This is a genomic window from Paraburkholderia saeva (assembly GCF_907164555.1).
Lineage (GTDB): Bacteria > Pseudomonadota > Gammaproteobacteria > Burkholderiales > Burkholderiaceae > Paraburkholderia > Paraburkholderia saeva.
Genome location: NZ_CAJQZC010000002.1, coordinates 22,426 through 37,003 on the forward strand (window position 1 = coordinate 22,426; position 14,578 = coordinate 37,003).

The following is a 14,578-nucleotide window of genomic DNA, read 5'->3' on the forward strand; positions in this document are numbered from 1 at the left end:
GGATATCCATCGCGTCCATTACCTTCCGAGAATCAGGCTGACATTGCTGCCGCCAAAGGCGAACGAATTGCTCATCACATGCCGCGGGCCTGCCGTCTGCGACAGATAACGCTCGCTCTCCACGAGATCGAGCGTGGGTAACGCCGCGTCGGCCTCGCCGTCCCACAGGTGCCTTGGTAGCGCAACGTCACTGCGTGCAAGCGCGAGCCATGCAAAGCCGAGTTCGGTCGCGCCCGCCGCACCGAGTTGATGGCCGGTGAGCGGCTTCGTGCCGCTCGTCGCCACGCCTTCGGGGAAAACGCGCGACATCAGATGCGCTTCCATTTCGTCGTTCTTGCGCGTGGCAGTGGCGTGCAGATTCACGTAACCAATCGCCGATGGCGCGAGTCCCGCGTCAACGAGCGCGGCGCGCAACGCCATTTCGCCTCCGACGCCCTGCGGGTCAGGCGAGGAAATATGATGCGCGTCGCTCGATTCGCCTGCGCCCGCCAGCCGCACTGCGCTCTCGTCGCGGCTCATCAGGAACACCGCGGCGCCTTCGCCCACGTTGATGCCGCTGCGATTGCGGCTCATCGGATTGGTGCGCGCGTTGCTCGTCGATTCGAGCGAGGCGAAACCCTGCACGGTCAACTCGCACAACGAATCCACGCCACCGACGATCACGGCATCGCACATCTGCAACTGCAGAAGCCTTCGCGCCGACACGAACGCCTTCGCGCTCGACGTGCACGCGGTGGAAATCGTGAACGCGGGGCCATGAATATCGAGGGCGGCCGCAGCAAACGGCGCAACGGTACCGATTTCCATCTGCCGGTAGTTGAAGCTCGCGGGCAGCTCGCCCGCCTGCGCCTGATGAACAAACGCGATTTCGGCGGCATCGATACCGGACGTACTCGTGCCGAGCACGACGCCGATGCGATCCGCGCCGTATCGTTCGCGCGCCGCCTGAACCGCGGGTTCGATCTGCTTCAGGGCGGCGAGGAGCAGCCGGTTGTTGCGACAGTCATATCGCGCGAGCGGCGCGGGCGGTGCAATGTCGAGCGGAGCACACACGCGGCCAACGAACGCATCGCCGATACCCATGTGCGCAATGCCCAAGCCGGGCGCGCGGCTTGCGGCCAGCGCCGGCACGATTGCATCGAGATCGTCGCCGAGCGCGTTGATCATGCCGAGGGCATGTAAGTAAACCCGTGGCGCGCTCATACCGCCCTCCTTTCATCCTGTGACGGCATGCCGGCCGGCGCAAGCAGCACCGACACGGCAATGCCAAGCGCCAGCGTGGCGCCAAAACTTTTCAGTGCGGGCATCGCGCTCAACCCGAGCAGACCGAACGACAGCAACGTCGTGGATGCAGAAAGCAGCACGCCCGTCCACACCGCGCCGAGTTCGTGGGGGGCACGTATGCATCCTTCGCGCAGAAATACAGCATAGTTTGCGCCAACGCCAAGTACGAGCATCAATGCAAGCCAGTTGAAGAGATTGAGCGGCACGCGCGCGTAGCCGAATACCGCGAGCGTCACGCCGACTGCGAGCAGGACGGGCAACGTCACCATGATGCCGCCGCGCGGCCGGTAGCGCGCCATCAGCAACACCATCACGAGCGCGAGCGCGCCTGCAAGCCAGATCCCGCTATCCACACGGTACGCGCCGAAGAGCGACGACACGCTCGCCGCCTTGTCGACAAACACGACGCCCGGCGACGCATGCGCCATGGCGAGCAGCGCTGGCTCGTTAGCAGGGGTAACGCCTTGCGGGATCACAACGGCAGCATAGCCATGCGTCGCCGTATCGACTTCGCCGAGCCACAGATGCCGGTAGGGTTGCGACCACGGCACGGCGAGCCACTGATCGACTGTCAGCACGGCCTGGCCGGATTGCGTCCAGGCTTTCAGCCATGCATCGCCGACCTCGTCGCGAAAGCCGGCGTCGATCAGCATCGCGCGCAATGCGGCTGGATCGTTGAATACGTGTTGCGCGAGCAGCGCGCGATTTTCACGCTGACGTTTCGCTGAAGGTACGAACGATGTCACCGATTGCCAGCCGCCGGTTTTCAGCTTGCCGGTCAACGCATTGAGACGCGTGCCGAGCGCTTCCGCGCGCTGCAGTACCATCTCGGGCGTCTCGCCCCGCACGACAAAAAACTGCGCGCTGTTGTCGACGCCAATCGCGTCGCGCACTTTCTGCTCCTGCGCGACGAGTGCCGGATCACGCTGGATCAGCAGATGAATATCGTCATCGCTCGTGAGACGCAGCCAGCCCGGAATCGCGACGATCACCAGCAGCACCGCGACGCCCCACGCGCGGCGTCCGCCGATTACGGCGTGCCAGCGCTTAAGCAGTGTCGCGCCGCCGTTGAAGAGCCGCTGCGGCGTGCGCTTCGGCGCATGCACGAGCAACGCAGGCAGCAACCACAGCACCGAAGCAAACGCCGTGCAGATGCCCGCGATCGCGAAGCAGGCGATCTGCCGCAACGCGGGAAACGGCACCCACGCGAGGATCGCGTAGCCGAGCAGGCTCGTCGCGAGCGCGACGCTCAGCGCGGGCCGCACTTCGCGCGCACCGCGCCGCGGCTCCCAGTCGCGCGCGCCGCCGAGGTACACGACAAAGTACTGGATCGAATAGTCGACGGCTTCGCCAATCAGGCTCGCCCCAAATACAAGCGTCAGCAGGTGCAGCTTGCCGAATACCAGCATCGTCACCGCGAGCGCACAGACAACGCCGAGCGCCGTCGATACGAAACCCAGCAGTAGCAAACGTGGCGAGCGGAACACCCACATCATCAGCAGCGCGATGCCGCAAATCGATGCGACGCCGATCAGATGCACTTCGCTCTCGGAAGCGGCGCGTGCGGACTGCGCATAAAACACGGCGCCGGTACGCGCCACTGTGACGTCGGGCCATGAAGATTTCAGCGCGGATTCGCCCTGCGCGACTGCATCCAGCACCGCACGCTGCGTCTTCGATTCGTATGCCGAGCCCGGCAGTGTGGTGACGATCAGGACGCTCGTCACCGCGCCGCGATGCGCGACCAGCAGGCCGTCCTCGATTTCCAGATTCGACGTTGCGAGCGGCAGGCCTGCCATCCAGTGCTGAAGCCAGCCGAACGGATCGTCCGCCACGGGTGTCGACAGGCCGCCCTGTATGGGGCTGTATAGCCGTTGCGCCAGTGCGTCGTGCAGCGCGGCGGAACCGCCCGCAACCGCGGCGCGATCATCCGCGGCAAGCAGATTGAAGCGGTACGGCAGATAGAGACGCGCGATCTGCGAGGTATCGAACGGCGGCAGTTCCGCGATCACGGATGAGAACGCACCGCTCTTCGTGAGCGACCCGCCGAGCGATTTTGCGGCCGCTTTCGCGTGGGCCGCATCGTTCGATGTGACCAGCAACACCGTGCGGTCGCCGAGCGCGGCCGCGAGCGTATCGACGGCTTTTTCGGCGACGGGGTCCGCCTCGGTGGCGGGAAGGAGCGCGAGAAGATTGGTCTGCAACGGCGAGCCGACCGTGAAGCGCCACACACAATACAGCGACGCGACCACGGCGAGCACCAGCCATGCGGCGCGAACGCCCCATGTGTGCCGCCCGGCGCGTTGCTGCAGCACCTGCATCACTGTGCTCCCAGGAGCGTCAGGTCGGCTGGATCGAGCGCATCGATCGCCTTGCTGTTCGCAAATTCGATCTGCGTGACGTCACCGTTGGCGAGCGTGATGCGCAGCGTCTTCAGATAATCGCCGCCTTCCATCTGCAAGCCCTTGATGGACTGCGCGAGTTGCGGCTGATTCGGATTGAGGTGCATGCGCCATTGCGTCGGCGTGCCCTCCGCTTTCACGTCGAACTGCGAATAGAGCGCCGAGAGGTCGCCGCCCAGCATCGCACGCATCATCTTCGAAACCTGCGCGACGCCGCGTGCGCCCTGCGGCTGGCGGTTAGACGTGACGGGCTTGCCGGTCGCATCGACCTGCGTGACGCCCGCGTCGGTCATGACGTACGTCGCCTTGTAAGGCGTATCCATCTGCCAGATCACGCCGCGCTCGCGGAAGAACACGAGCGTGCCCGTACTCACGAGCGGCCGGTTCATCGCGGATACCGTCTGCGTCTGCGTGAACTGCGCGCGGATGCCCTTCGCCTGCGCGAGATGAGCGGCGATCTGCTGGACCAGCTGCATTTCGTTCGCCGACGCCGCCGGTTGCCGGGCCGCGGCGCCCGCAGGGAGCGACGACAGCGTCAGCGTCAGCGCGACCGCCGCTGCGACTGCGCCCGCACGACGTTTCAACTTGACCATACGCGCTCCAGTCGCTCGAACACGACAGGCGGCGAAACGAACTGAAGCTCCTGCGTCGCCGCGTCGACCGCTACCTGGATTGTGTAGCCCTTTGTGAGTCGCGTGCCCGTCACGGTGTCGACGATTTCATAACCGATCTTCAGACGGTTCTCGTATTCGAGCAGTTCGGTGCGCACATCGATGCGCTGGCCGTACGTGGCAGGCCGTACGTATTTCAGATGCACTTCCACAATCGGCCATAGGTAGCCCGACGCACGCATCTGCGGATAGTCGTAGTCGAATGCGCGCAGCAGTGCCGCGCGGCCGATTTCGAAGTACTTCAGATAGTGACCGTGCCAGCAGACGTCCATTGCATCGACGTCATGGAACGGCACTTCGACCGTCGCGCTCGCCTTGAGCACCTTGCTGGATGCAGTCATACGATGGGCGCTCCGCGAAAGTCGTCGATCAACGCGCAATCCACGATGCGCGCAGTCAACGCACGCAGGTCGTATTCGAGCGCGCGATCTTCGTCGACGAACGGCGACTGCGCGGTGACGCGTTCAGCGAACGCATGCAGCGGCGCGGGCACAACCGTCGTTTCATTCAGGCGCAGGCGCAGTTGCATCGCCTGAACCGTCGCGAGTGTATGCGCGGCCGCGACCTGCGCGGTGAGTTCGAGCACGCGCAGGCAGTCGCGCGCGGCGATCGTTCCCATGCTGACCTTGTCCTGATTGTGCGCTTCGGTCGAACGCGAGAAGACACTCGCGGGCATCGTCAGCTTGAGCGCCTCGGCCGTCCAGGCAGACGACGAAATCTGCACGGCCTTGAAGCCGTGATTGATCGGCGCGCGCGCAGGCGATGCGCCCGAGAGGTTGCGCGGCAAACCGTTGTTGAACTTGTCGTCGACGAGGAGCGCAAGCTGACGGTCCATCAGATCCGCGAGATTCGCGACGGCCACCTTCAGCGAATCCATGGCGAACGCGATGTGTCCGCCGTAGAAGTTACCGCCATGCAGCACGCGTTCGCCGTCGGGATCGATCAGCGGGTTATCGTTGGCGCTGTTCAGTTCGTTCTCGACGTCGCGCCGCACCCACGTGAGCGCATCGCGTGCAACGCCGATCACATGCGGCGCGCAGCGAATCGAATAGCGATCCTGCAGACGATGCCCCGGCGTATCGGCGCGGCCGGTCAGATCTTCGCGAATCCACGCGGCGGCTTCCGCCTGACCGGCGTGCGGCTTCGCTTCGAACAGCATCTCGTCGAAATGCGCGGCACGTCCGTCGAGCGCGACCGTCGAGAGCGCGGTGAGGCGCGCGACGAGCCGCGTCAGATGATCGGCACGCGCGAATGCAAGGCACGCAAGACCCGTCATCACGGCGGTGCCGTTCATGAGCGCGAGACCTTCCTTCGGCGCGAGCGTGAGGGGCGCGTGACCGAGCTGCGCCCACACCCCCGACGCATCGCGCAACTGGCCTTCGAACAGCACATCGCGCTCGCCGACCAGCGCGGCTGCGACATACGACAGCGGCGTCAGATCGCCGCTTGCGCCGACCGAACCTTCCGACGGAATACGCGGCAGCACGCGATGGTTGATGAGATCCGCGAGACGGTCGAGCAGAACCGGCCGCACGCCCGAGAAACCATATGCGAGCGAGTTGAGGCGCGCCGCGATCACGGCGAGCGTCTGGGCGTCGTCGAGATGGACGCCCATGCCGCAGCCGTGGTAACGCGTGAGCTGCAACGGCAGCGCTTCGACGAGGTCCATTGGCACATCGACCACACATGCATCGCCATAGCCCGTATTGACGCCATACACGGTCGCGCCCGAAGCGAGATGCCGACGCAGAAAATCCGCACCGCGCTCGATGCGCGAGCGCCAGGCCGGATCGTCGCTGAGTGCAACGGGCACGCGACGCTCGGCGATCGCGACCACGTCTTCGATCGTCAGCCGGTGTCCGCCGATGACGATCGCTTCGGCCGCGGCGTTGTCTGCATCAGCGTGCCCGTCGAGTGAAACGTCGTTAATCAGATCATGTTCGGCCATTCGCGCCTCCACCTGGGCGCGCCCAGAAATCGAAAAAATTGAACCATTGAAACGGCGCCTTGCGGCAGTAGTGTTCGAGGCGCGCGGCATAGCGCTGCGCCCAGGCAGCAAGATGCTGCGCACGTTCGCGGCGCGGCAGGTCGATGCGCTCCGCGAACGGTTCGAAATAAAGCCGGTAACCCGACTCTTCACGGATACAGAAGAACAGGTACACCGGGCAGCCGAGCGCATGCGCGAGCACATAGGGGCCCTGCGCGAACGGTGCGGTCGCGCCGAGAAACTGCGCCTCGGTGGTGCGCCCTGCCTCGTGCGCCGGCACGCGATCGCCGACGATCACCAGCAGCTCGCCAGCATCGACGCGCTCCTGCATCATCATTGCGGTTTCCGGACCGAAGTCGCTGACTTCGACGAGTCGCCGCGCAAAGTCGCTATTCGACGAAGCGAGCACGCTGTTAAAGCGGCGTGCGTGTTCCGTATAGACAATCGCGGTGACCCTGGTGTGCGCGCCGCGCGCAGCGAGCGCACGCGTCATTTCCAGGTTGCCGAGATGCGCGCCGATCACGAGCGCGCCGCGACCACTCGCATTCAACGCCTCGAAGGCACGCGGATCGTCGAACCGCACGTCGTTCATGCTGACGCGCCCGGACCACGCGGCGAGCTTGTCGAGGCCGGACTGCGCGAACGCGAGCATCTGGCGGTATGCAGAAAGCCAGCCAGGCCGCGGCGTTTTTACGTCGGGCGCAGACGCCCGTGCGAGATGCGCAAAATAGTTATTCGACGCCACGCGCGCGGCACGACCCGTCAGCAGAAAATACGCGACCACGGGATGCAGCCACAACGCCGTGAAGCGCATGCCGAAGAGGCGGCAGCTCAGCGCGAGCAACGACATGCCGATGCGGCTGCCGCGTTCAGCGACACGCCACCAGTGCTTCTCACGCGGCGCATCGCCTGCGGCATCGGCATCGACGTCAGCTACGGGCAACGCACGTCGCGGCATCACCTTGTGTGCGAGCAGCAACGGCAGGCGCAGCAGCATGCCCGCGACAAGTCGCGTATGGCTGCGGCTGATACGGACGTTGTCCCACAGCACGTCGAAGTGCGAGACGCCATCGGTTGCGTACGTGACACGCGTGGGGATCGCGCGAAACGCGATGCGACGCCAGTAGAGACGCACGAGAATTTCGATGTCGAAATCCATGCGCGTGGGCAGCTCGACACTATCGATGAGCGCGCAGGCGATATCGAGCGGATACATGCGAAATCCACACATCGAATCGCGGATCTCGAACGACAGCGTTTCGATCCACACCCATACATGCGTCAGATAACGGCCATAGAGACGCGACTTCGGCACACTTTCGTCGTATACCGGCCGGCCGAGTATCACCGCGGCCGGTTCGGCATGGGCCGCTGCGATGAAGCGCGGCACGTCGGCGGCGTCGTGCTGGCCGTCGGCGTCGATCTGCAACGCGTGCGTATAGCCGGCCGCGCGTGCGGCCCGCAGGCCGGCCATCACAGCCGCACCCTTGCCGCCGTTCACCGGCAGACGCAACAGCGTCACCTGTCCCGCGTATTGCACGGCGAGCGCGGCGAGCACGCATTGCGTAGGTTCGTCGCTGCCATCGTCGACGACGAAAAGCGGCAGGCCGTGCACCACGAGGTGCGCGACGGTCGAGCCGATCGCGTCCTTGTGGTTGTAGATCGGAATGACGACGCAGGGCGCGAACTTCATGCGCGCTCCTGGTACACGATCACGCCCGACGCGCATTCACGTTCGCCCAGGCGGTACGTGAACTGCACGCGACGGCGCGCTGCGTCATGGGAAAGCTTCAGGCTCAGCATCGCGCCTGGCGGCACGGGCGCCATGAACTTCAGCCGGTCGACTGAAGCAATTGCACGCGCATCGGCGACATGGTCGGCGGCAAGACGGATCGCCCAGTCGACCTGCACGACGCCCGGCAGTATCGGCAAGCCCGGAAAGTGACCCGCGAAATGCGCCAGCTCCGGCGGTACGCGCAGGTCGTAATGCACGTCGTCGCCGGTGCGCGCTTCGGCCAGCACCTCGACGCCTTCGCTGCGTGCATCGAACGCCGCGGCGACGGCGGCGGCGGGCAGCTTGCCGCGCACATCGAACGGCAACGCGCTGCGAAAGCGCCAGTGCCGCGGCAGCACAACCACGTCGAACCAGGCCGTGAGATGGCGTCGTAATATTTTCGCGAGCGCGACCCGGCCTTCGCTGCGTAACGCGGCGCTACCTGCATCGGTGAGCGCGACGAGCGCACCGATACGTTCGCGCGTTGCGCCCGCGAGCGGCACGACCGCTGCCTGCGCGACGTACGGATGCAACGCGAGCCTCGCTTCGAGCTCGGGCAGCGAAACCCGCTTGCCTTCGAGCTTGATCACGCGGTCGAGCCGGCCTCGCAGACGGAACCGGCCATCGTCGTCGAACGTGATGGCGTCGTCGGTGCGATGCCAGCCGGCGTGATCGAGATGCGGCGAGCGCACGTTGAGCGCGCCGTCTTCATCGCGACGCACTTCGATGCCGGCCACCGGCTGCCACGCCTCCGATTCGCTCTGCTGCCGCCAGGCGATACCGCCCGTCTCGGTGCTGCCGTAGATTTCGACCGGCGCCGCACCGAACGCGGTCGCGTATTCGCGCGCGGTATCCAGCGCGAGGGGTCCGCCCGACGAAAAGATCACGCGCGGCACGGGCGCGAGCGTCGCGAATCCGGCAAGCGCAGGCCAGCGTGAGAGTTGCGCAGGCGTCGACACCAGCACGGCATTGCCGTCACATTGAACGATACGGTCCTGCAACTGCATCGGACCGATGCAGACCGAACGGTCGAACGCGCGGCCCGCGGCAAGCGGCCACATCACGCGAAACAGCAAACCGTAGATGTGATGATGCGGAACGCTCGCCAGCACCGTTGCGTCGCTCACCGCTGCGCCCCACTGCGTTTCGAGCGTCTGCACTTCGGCGTTGAACTGCGCGAGCGTCTTGTGAATGGGCTTCGGCGTGCCGCTGCTGCCCGACGTGTAGAGCGTGAGCGGCGCGGCGGGATCGATGGTGGCGGTCTGCATGCTGTTCACTACCGGCGCTTCGCTGACGAGCGCGTGCAGGCTCGCGTCGGTCAGCACGGCATCGAACGCGTTCGAGAGATCAGCGAGGTAGCCCGGCGTCGCGTTCGCGGGAATCACCGGCACCTTGCCCGCGGCAAAGAGCGCGAAGAGTGCACACGCAAAGTCATAAGCGTCGTCGACGCACAGTGCGTAGCGCGTTGAAGGTTGCGCGCGCAACGTATCGACGAGACTGAGCACCCGTGTGCGAAACGTGGCGAAACCGGTCACCGTGTCGCCGTCGCGACAGACGGGTGTCGCGTCCGTGCGGGTGGACTGCAGCAGATCGTGCAGCGCGGTCAGTGTGCTCATGCCGCGCCCGAGCGCGCCGCGCGCGGCAGCACCACCAGATAGCGCCAGACGATTTCGCCGCCCAGCAGCACGCCGATCAGACCGTACGCGATCGCGCCGTTATAGAGCGACCACGCTTCGCGCGTCCAGAAGAACGCCGTATACGCGGAGAATGAGCCGTTGAGCGCGAAGAACCCACACCAGATCTGCGTGACGCGGCGCGTGTGCAGCACGGCCGGCGCGCTGAGATCGGGCGTCCGGATGCGGGCGAATTTTTCGATCATCGTGGGTCCGCGCACGAGCGTCGCGCCGAACGCGATCAACAGGCCCAGATTGACGAGCGACGGATAGATACGCAACAGCATCTCGCTGTTGGTCGCGACGATAGCGGCCGAGGCGCAGCTCAGGAGACCGGCGACGCACCAGTCGACGGCCGTCAGCCTGCGCAGCGACGACGCCACACTGCCCGTTCCCGCCCAGCGCTGCAGCCAGAGGATGGCGAACAGCATGAGCCCGACGTAGCGCGGCGTGTCCCACTTCCAGGCGCACAGGATCAGCGCCGGATACGCCAGCTTCAACAGCACCTGCATGGTCACGCCCAGCACCCGACGTGCCCCGCCCGCCGCAACCTCCGCCGCGCCTGATGGAGCAGACTGCATCAGCCCTGCGCCGCCAGCAGCGATTCGACCGCACCGATCACGTCGCCGACCGTGCGCACCGACTTGAACTCTTCGGGCTTGATGCGTCGGCCTGTCATTTCCTGCAGCTTGATCGCGAGATCGACTGCATCGATGCTGTCCAGATCGAGATCTTCGAACAGATTCGCCTCGGGCGTCACGCGCTCGGGCTCGATCGCGAAGTTCTCCTTGAAGATGGCGCGGATGCGCTCAAGAATATCTGCCTCGGTCACGATTTACTCCCCTTTTCTTGCGGTTTCGTTCGCTGCGTCTACGGGCTCGCGCTGGCTGGCGACAAATGCCGCCAGCGTGTTGATCGAGCGGAAATGCTCGCGCGTGCGTTCGTCGTTCGCAGCGATGGTCAGTTGGTATTGTTTGCGCAGCACGATGCCGATTTCGAGCGCATCGATCGAATCGAGACCGATGCCGTCGGTATCGAAGAGCGGCGCATCGTCGTCGATGTCGGCAGGTGTCAGGTCCTCCAGATCCAGTGCTGCGATCAGAAGCTGCTTAATTTCCAGTTTTAAAGAATCCATAGTCGAACAGATGCTGTGTAATGTGGGCCTCGATGGCGCTGGTCACGGAACGCGCGGCAAGTGCCGGCGAAGTCTCGTGGTCTGAAAGCTGTTCGACGCCAACGGGCTCGAGCACGTTGACCCGCATACGAAATGCGCGCGCCGGCACGTTGTACCAGCGCAGCTGCTTCGTAAAAACAGGCGGATCGCAATCCATCAGCACGGGCAAAATCGGCGTGCCCGCCTTGATCGCCATATGCGCAAACCCGCGCGAAAACGCATGCAGGCGGTTCGGCGCGGGGCTGCGTGTGCCCTCCGGAAAGATGATCATCGTATAGCCGGCTTCGAGCTGTCGCGAGCCCGCTTCGACGAGTTCGACCGGATCGGCGTTGCTCACGTATTCGGCCGCCCGCACGATGCCGTAGAAACACGGGTTGCCCCAATGCGCATTCTTGACGACGCAGCATGCGCGCGGCGTGAGCGAAAGCAGCACCATCACGTCGAGCCACGTCGGATGATTCGCCACGACAATCGCCGGATGACGCGTGCGCAACGCGTCGCCGCCTTTAACTTCGAGCTTCATCACGCCGACGAACTGCAGCACCGCTACGAGCGCGCGGAAAAAGCCGTGAATGACCGCGGTCACCGCACGCTGCCGCGACGCCCGGTGCGGCCACAGCCACGCGAGCGGGAACACGATCGCGGAAAACAGGACACCGCACACACCGAACACGGCCATCGCGAGGCCGGTTGCGATCAGCCGCCACACGAATTCAAGCCGCGCCATGGTGCCAGCTCCATTGCCAGGTTGCGTCGGCGCCCTGCCACGCCGCGCTCGCGTGCGTGTCGAGGCAGTGATGCACGGCCTGGCTCTGCGTCGGAAAAACCGCGAACGACCCGTCGGCGGCGTCCGGTCCGCGGGCAATCGTACACGTCAACTGGCTCGCGGCCGCGGCGGCATCGAACAGGATGGCGAGCGCGCCGCCCTGCACTTCGTCTTCGATCGTGCCGTACGCGGGGTCGGCGGGTTCGTCGGCGTAGACGAGCAGGACGGGCGTCGTGGAATCGGTCGCGTATTGCGCGTGCGCTTCGAGCAATGCGTAGCCGAGCGTTTCGGCGCCGGCCGAAATCGCGCTCGCCGGTGACCGGTCGCCTCGGGCAATGCCGAACACGCCTGTCATCGCGTTGAGAACCGAAAGGCTGAACGCGGTCGGCGATACGGGCTCGCCCGCGCTGATATTACGGAGGATGTCGGTCGTGCGGCGCAGTTCACCGTGTCGCGAGGCGAACACTGTGCGCACGGCAGCGACGTCCTCGCCCACGCAGTCGTGCGCCACCTTCAGCGCGGCGCGCGACAATGTGCTCAGCCGCCGGCGCACGATCGGCTCGATGAAGCCAATATCGGGGGCAGCGGCTGCGGCGGCAGGCCAGGAAGACCAGCGAGCAACCGGAATAGTCCAGTGCAGATCGGGCATATCGGTGTTCGCGCGATTGAATGCGGCTAAGGCTGCTGGCGCCCCATCAGGCACGCCGGCCGGAGGCGGCGCACGGGCGCCGCCCAGCCCGAGGCAGACGCCACCGAGGTGAATCCAGTCTTGTTATATGTTCAGGCGAATTAACGGCCAATCCCCGGGATTATTTAGGGGGCGGACTCGCCGGACAATGATGTTAGTTAGACTCAGATTCCCCGGCGGTCGCCGGCATCATACTGAATATTGTGAATTAAATCAGCCACAAAAGACGTATCCATCTGTATCCGTCTGAACGCCGCCACGAAAACGTAAATGCAATCCTGGAAAGCCGCAAACCCTTTCGGACATTGGCGAAATGTGGTGTGCGTAGACGCGATTTCTCATTCCGCCCTTTTACTTTCTGAAAGAACCTTGCGCCGCCGTCTTACGTCCTTCGTTGGCGTCCGGAATATCGGGCCAGAAGGCGCAACTGCCCGGACAAAAACATACCTGGCAGCGCAGTGGCACAAAACGCGCGTGTTATAATCTGCCCCTCATTGGGGAGTAGCCGCCCTGCTGCATGTCCGCGCAGTCTTTCAGAGTTGAAGATCGCGCCGCGCACGTGTCACGCGGGGGCGCCTGTCAACAGACTTGGCCAGTACGGCCATGGCAGACGCAGCCTTGAGGCCTGGCGAGACCGATGATCCACAGCTGCCGCTATAGGGCCCGGCCGGTTGTGGGTCGTCGCTCGCTCATTACACGGCCCGAGGAAACCATCACAACGTGGATCAAGCCTTTCTTATCTCGACGGGTGCCGTCGCGCTTGCCGAAATCGGCGACAAGACACAGCTGCTTTCGCTCGTCCTCGCCGGCCGTTATCGCAAGCCGCTGCCGATCATTTTCGGCGTCCTCGTCGCTACGCTCGTCAATCACGCCGGCGCCGGCGCGCTCGGCGCGTGGCTCGGCACGCTCGTCACACCGACGATCATGCGCTGGGCGCTCGCAGTATCGTTCATCGGCATGGGGTTGTGGATTCTCGTGCCTGACAAGCTCGACGAAGACGAAGCCAATGCGAACCGCACGCGCCTCGGCGTGTTCGGCGCAACCGTCGTCGCGTTCTTTCTGGCCGAAATGGGCGACAAGACGCAGATCGCAACCGTCGCACTCGCCGCACGATTCCACGATTTCTTCGGCGTGGTGACCGGCACGACGCTTGGCATGATGATCGCAAACGTGCCCGCCATCGTGCTCGGCGACCGCTTCGCCCACAGGCTGCCGACCAACGTCGTCCACGGTATCGCCGCGGTCATGTTCGTCGTGCTGGGCGCAATGGCACTCTTCGGCGTGGGACTTTGAGGCGCGCTCCACGCCCCGACGGGTCGAGACAAAAAAGCCGGCCCCGCGTATGACGCGGGGCCGGCTTTTTCCCCTGATGTTGCGCTGCAGCCGCTGCGCGAGGCGTAAGCTGCGACGCGTGGCTTACTGGACGGATTTGACCGCAGAAGCCGGCGACGGTGGCGCCGCGGCCGCCGCCGTTTCGTTCGACGACGCAGCGCCGCTGCCATCGAGCGGAATGCGCACCGTACGCACGACCCCGTTACCCAGCGGAAAATCCGCGAGCGCGCTGCGCGCAAGATAGGGCATGGCGCGCACCAGCGACGACTCGGCGCCCGAGTTGCGGGCTGTCACGTTGTACACCTCCTTGCCCGACGCGCGGTCCGTGATGCGGATGCTGAGCAGGTGGGTGTAGACCGGATAGCTCTGGTCGATGTAGCCACCCGGAAACGGTCCGAACGGGCCCCACGGATCAATCGGGCGCCCCCAGTAGTACGGGCCCGGCCAGGGGTTGTAGTAATAGACCGGCTGCGAAACCGTCACCATGTCGCTGCGGGTGCCGTACCCGAGCCCAACCAGATAGTGCGCGTCCTGCGCGCTCACGCGGTGGAATGCCTGGTTCGCGAGCTCGTCAGCGACAAGCGCTTCGTAAGTGGACAGTTCCAGATTGTTCTGCTGGTCGCTCGCGCGGGTGAATGCATAGGTTCGGGTCGCGTCGTTGCCGTTCCAGTCGGAGAAGGCAGTAACCTGCGTGGCCACATAGGTGGTACAGCCAGAAAGGGTTGCAGCCATGGCAGCCAGCAACATGGCGACACGGCGGGTCCAACGGTCGAGCTTCATGGTCTTCCTCGTTTTCAGCATCTTCGGCATCGGGTCAGCGCCCTGCG

At 64.8% G+C, this 14,578-nt stretch carries 14 protein-coding genes and 1 riboswitch; of the genes, 1 reads left to right on the top strand and 13 read right to left on the bottom strand.

The window, feature by feature from the left end; genetic code table 11:
• Window positions 1–18: 18 nt before the first annotated feature.
• Genes LPA36_RS04240 through LPA36_RS04295 form a run of 12 tightly spaced genes read right to left on the bottom strand, consistent with a single transcriptional unit; the run spans window position 19 to window position 12,380 of the window.
• The gene (locus LPA36_RS04240; RefSeq protein ID WP_228874906.1) at window positions 19–1,203 is read right to left on the bottom strand and encodes a beta-ketoacyl-[acyl-carrier-protein] synthase family protein; all 1,185 of its coding nucleotides are present in this window, start codon (window positions 1,201–1,203) and stop codon (window positions 19–21) included.
• Window positions 1,200–3,605, bottom strand: a complete 2,406-nt coding sequence (locus LPA36_RS04245; RefSeq protein ID WP_228874907.1) for an MMPL family transporter — start codon at window positions 3,603–3,605, stop codon at window positions 1,200–1,202. The genes LPA36_RS04240 and LPA36_RS04245 overlap by 4 nt, the downstream gene beginning before the upstream one ends.
• Entirely contained in the window at window positions 3,605–4,279 is a 675-nt protein-coding gene (locus LPA36_RS04250) for a LolA family protein (protein WP_228874908.1), read from the bottom strand. The genes LPA36_RS04245 and LPA36_RS04250 overlap by 1 nt, the downstream gene beginning before the upstream one ends.
• Window positions 4,267–4,698: an acyl-CoA thioesterase gene (locus LPA36_RS04255; RefSeq protein ID WP_228874909.1), complete on the bottom strand. Its 432-nt coding sequence runs from the start codon at window positions 4,696–4,698 to the stop codon at window positions 4,267–4,269. Before LPA36_RS04255 ends, LPA36_RS04250 begins: the two co-directional genes overlap by 13 nt.
• Window positions 4,695–6,305: an HAL/PAL/TAL family ammonia-lyase gene (locus LPA36_RS04260; protein ID WP_228874910.1), complete on the bottom strand. Its 1,611-nt coding sequence runs from the start codon at window positions 6,303–6,305 to the stop codon at window positions 4,695–4,697. Before LPA36_RS04260 ends, LPA36_RS04255 begins: the two co-directional genes overlap by 4 nt.
• Window positions 6,292–8,037: a glycosyltransferase family 2 protein gene (locus LPA36_RS04265; RefSeq protein ID WP_228874911.1), complete on the bottom strand. Its 1,746-nt coding sequence runs from the start codon at window positions 8,035–8,037 to the stop codon at window positions 6,292–6,294. Before LPA36_RS04265 ends, LPA36_RS04260 begins: the two co-directional genes overlap by 14 nt.
• Complete coding sequence (locus LPA36_RS04270) at window positions 8,034–9,725, bottom strand: AMP-binding protein (protein ID WP_228875609.1); 1,692 nt, start codon at window positions 9,723–9,725, stop codon at window positions 8,034–8,036. The genes LPA36_RS04265 and LPA36_RS04270 overlap by 4 nt, the downstream gene beginning before the upstream one ends.
• A 5-nt stretch (window positions 9,726–9,730) precedes the next feature.
• A complete protein-coding gene (locus tag LPA36_RS04275) occupies window positions 9,731–10,372 on the bottom strand; it encodes a COG4648 family protein (RefSeq protein ID WP_228874912.1) in 642 nt (213 codons plus the stop codon).
• Entirely contained in the window at window positions 10,372–10,623 is a 252-nt protein-coding gene (locus LPA36_RS04280; RefSeq protein WP_090528833.1) for an acyl carrier protein, read from the bottom strand. The genes LPA36_RS04275 and LPA36_RS04280 overlap by 1 nt, the downstream gene beginning before the upstream one ends.
• A 3-nt stretch (window positions 10,624–10,626) precedes the next feature.
• The gene (locus LPA36_RS04285) at window positions 10,627–10,926 is read right to left on the bottom strand and encodes a phosphopantetheine-binding protein (protein ID WP_228874913.1); all 300 of its coding nucleotides are present in this window, start codon (window positions 10,924–10,926) and stop codon (window positions 10,627–10,629) included.
• Window positions 10,901–11,692, bottom strand: coding sequence for a lysophospholipid acyltransferase family protein (locus LPA36_RS04290; RefSeq protein ID WP_228874914.1), 792 nt, complete (start codon window positions 11,690–11,692; stop codon window positions 10,901–10,903). The genes LPA36_RS04285 and LPA36_RS04290 overlap by 26 nt, the downstream gene beginning before the upstream one ends.
• Window positions 11,679–12,380 carry a beta-ketoacyl synthase chain length factor gene (locus LPA36_RS04295; RefSeq protein WP_228874915.1) on the bottom strand — a complete coding sequence of 234 codons (702 nt, stop codon included), beginning with the start codon at window positions 12,378–12,380 and terminating at the stop codon, window positions 11,679–11,681. The genes LPA36_RS04290 and LPA36_RS04295 overlap by 14 nt, the downstream gene beginning before the upstream one ends.
• 523 nt (window positions 12,381–12,903) lie before the next feature.
• Window positions 12,904–13,121, top strand: a riboswitch (yybP-ykoY riboswitch).
• An 18-nt stretch (window positions 13,122–13,139) separates the two neighbouring features.
• Here LPA36_RS04295 and LPA36_RS04300 point away from each other — a divergent pair.
• Window positions 13,140–13,712 (top strand): TMEM165/GDT1 family protein, encoded by a 573-nt coding sequence (locus LPA36_RS04300; protein ID WP_228874916.1) that lies wholly within the window; start codon window positions 13,140–13,142, stop codon window positions 13,710–13,712.
• Between the two features lie 123 nt (window positions 13,713–13,835).
• On the opposite strand, the gene LPA36_RS04305 is transcribed toward LPA36_RS04300, so the two are convergent.
• The gene (locus LPA36_RS04305; protein ID WP_228874917.1) at window positions 13,836–14,531 is read right to left on the bottom strand and encodes a DUF4136 domain-containing protein; all 696 of its coding nucleotides are present in this window, start codon (window positions 14,529–14,531) and stop codon (window positions 13,836–13,838) included.
• Between the last annotated feature and the right edge of the window lie 47 nt (window positions 14,532–14,578).

Bases quoted from the DNA above. Each gene is read 5' to 3' on its own strand.
- LPA36_RS04245 (WP_228874907.1), bottom strand. From the start codon at position 3,605: ATGCAGGTGCTGCAGCAACGCGCCGGGCGGCACACATGGGGCGTTCGC.
- LPA36_RS04250 (WP_228874908.1), bottom strand. From the start codon at position 4,279: ATGGTCAAGTTGAAACGTCGTGCGGGCGCAGTCGCAGCGGCGGTCGCG.
- LPA36_RS04285 (WP_228874913.1), bottom strand. From the start codon at position 10,926: ATGGATTCTTTAAAACTGGAAATTAAGCAGCTTCTGATCGCAGCACTG.
- LPA36_RS04275 (WP_228874912.1), bottom strand. From the start codon at position 10,372: ATGCAGTCTGCTCCATCAGGCGCGGCGGAGGTTGCGGCGGGCGGGGCA.
- LPA36_RS04290 (WP_228874914.1), bottom strand. From the start codon at position 11,692: ATGGCGCGGCTTGAATTCGTGTGGCGGCTGATCGCAACCGGCCTCGCG.
- LPA36_RS04295 (WP_228874915.1), bottom strand. From the start codon at position 12,380: ATGCCCGATCTGCACTGGACTATTCCGGTTGCTCGCTGGTCTTCCTGG.
- LPA36_RS04265 (WP_228874911.1), bottom strand. From the start codon at position 8,037: ATGAAGTTCGCGCCCTGCGTCGTCATTCCGATCTACAACCACAAGGAC.
- LPA36_RS04240 (WP_228874906.1), bottom strand. From the start codon at position 1,203: ATGAGCGCGCCACGGGTTTACTTACATGCCCTCGGCATGATCAACGCG.
- LPA36_RS04305 (WP_228874917.1), bottom strand. From the start codon at position 14,531: ATGAAGCTCGACCGTTGGACCCGCCGTGTCGCCATGTTGCTGGCTGCC.
- LPA36_RS04255 (WP_228874909.1), bottom strand. From the start codon at position 4,698: ATGACTGCATCCAGCAAGGTGCTCAAGGCGAGCGCGACGGTCGAAGTG.
- LPA36_RS04260 (WP_228874910.1), bottom strand. From the start codon at position 6,305: ATGGCCGAACATGATCTGATTAACGACGTTTCACTCGACGGGCACGCT.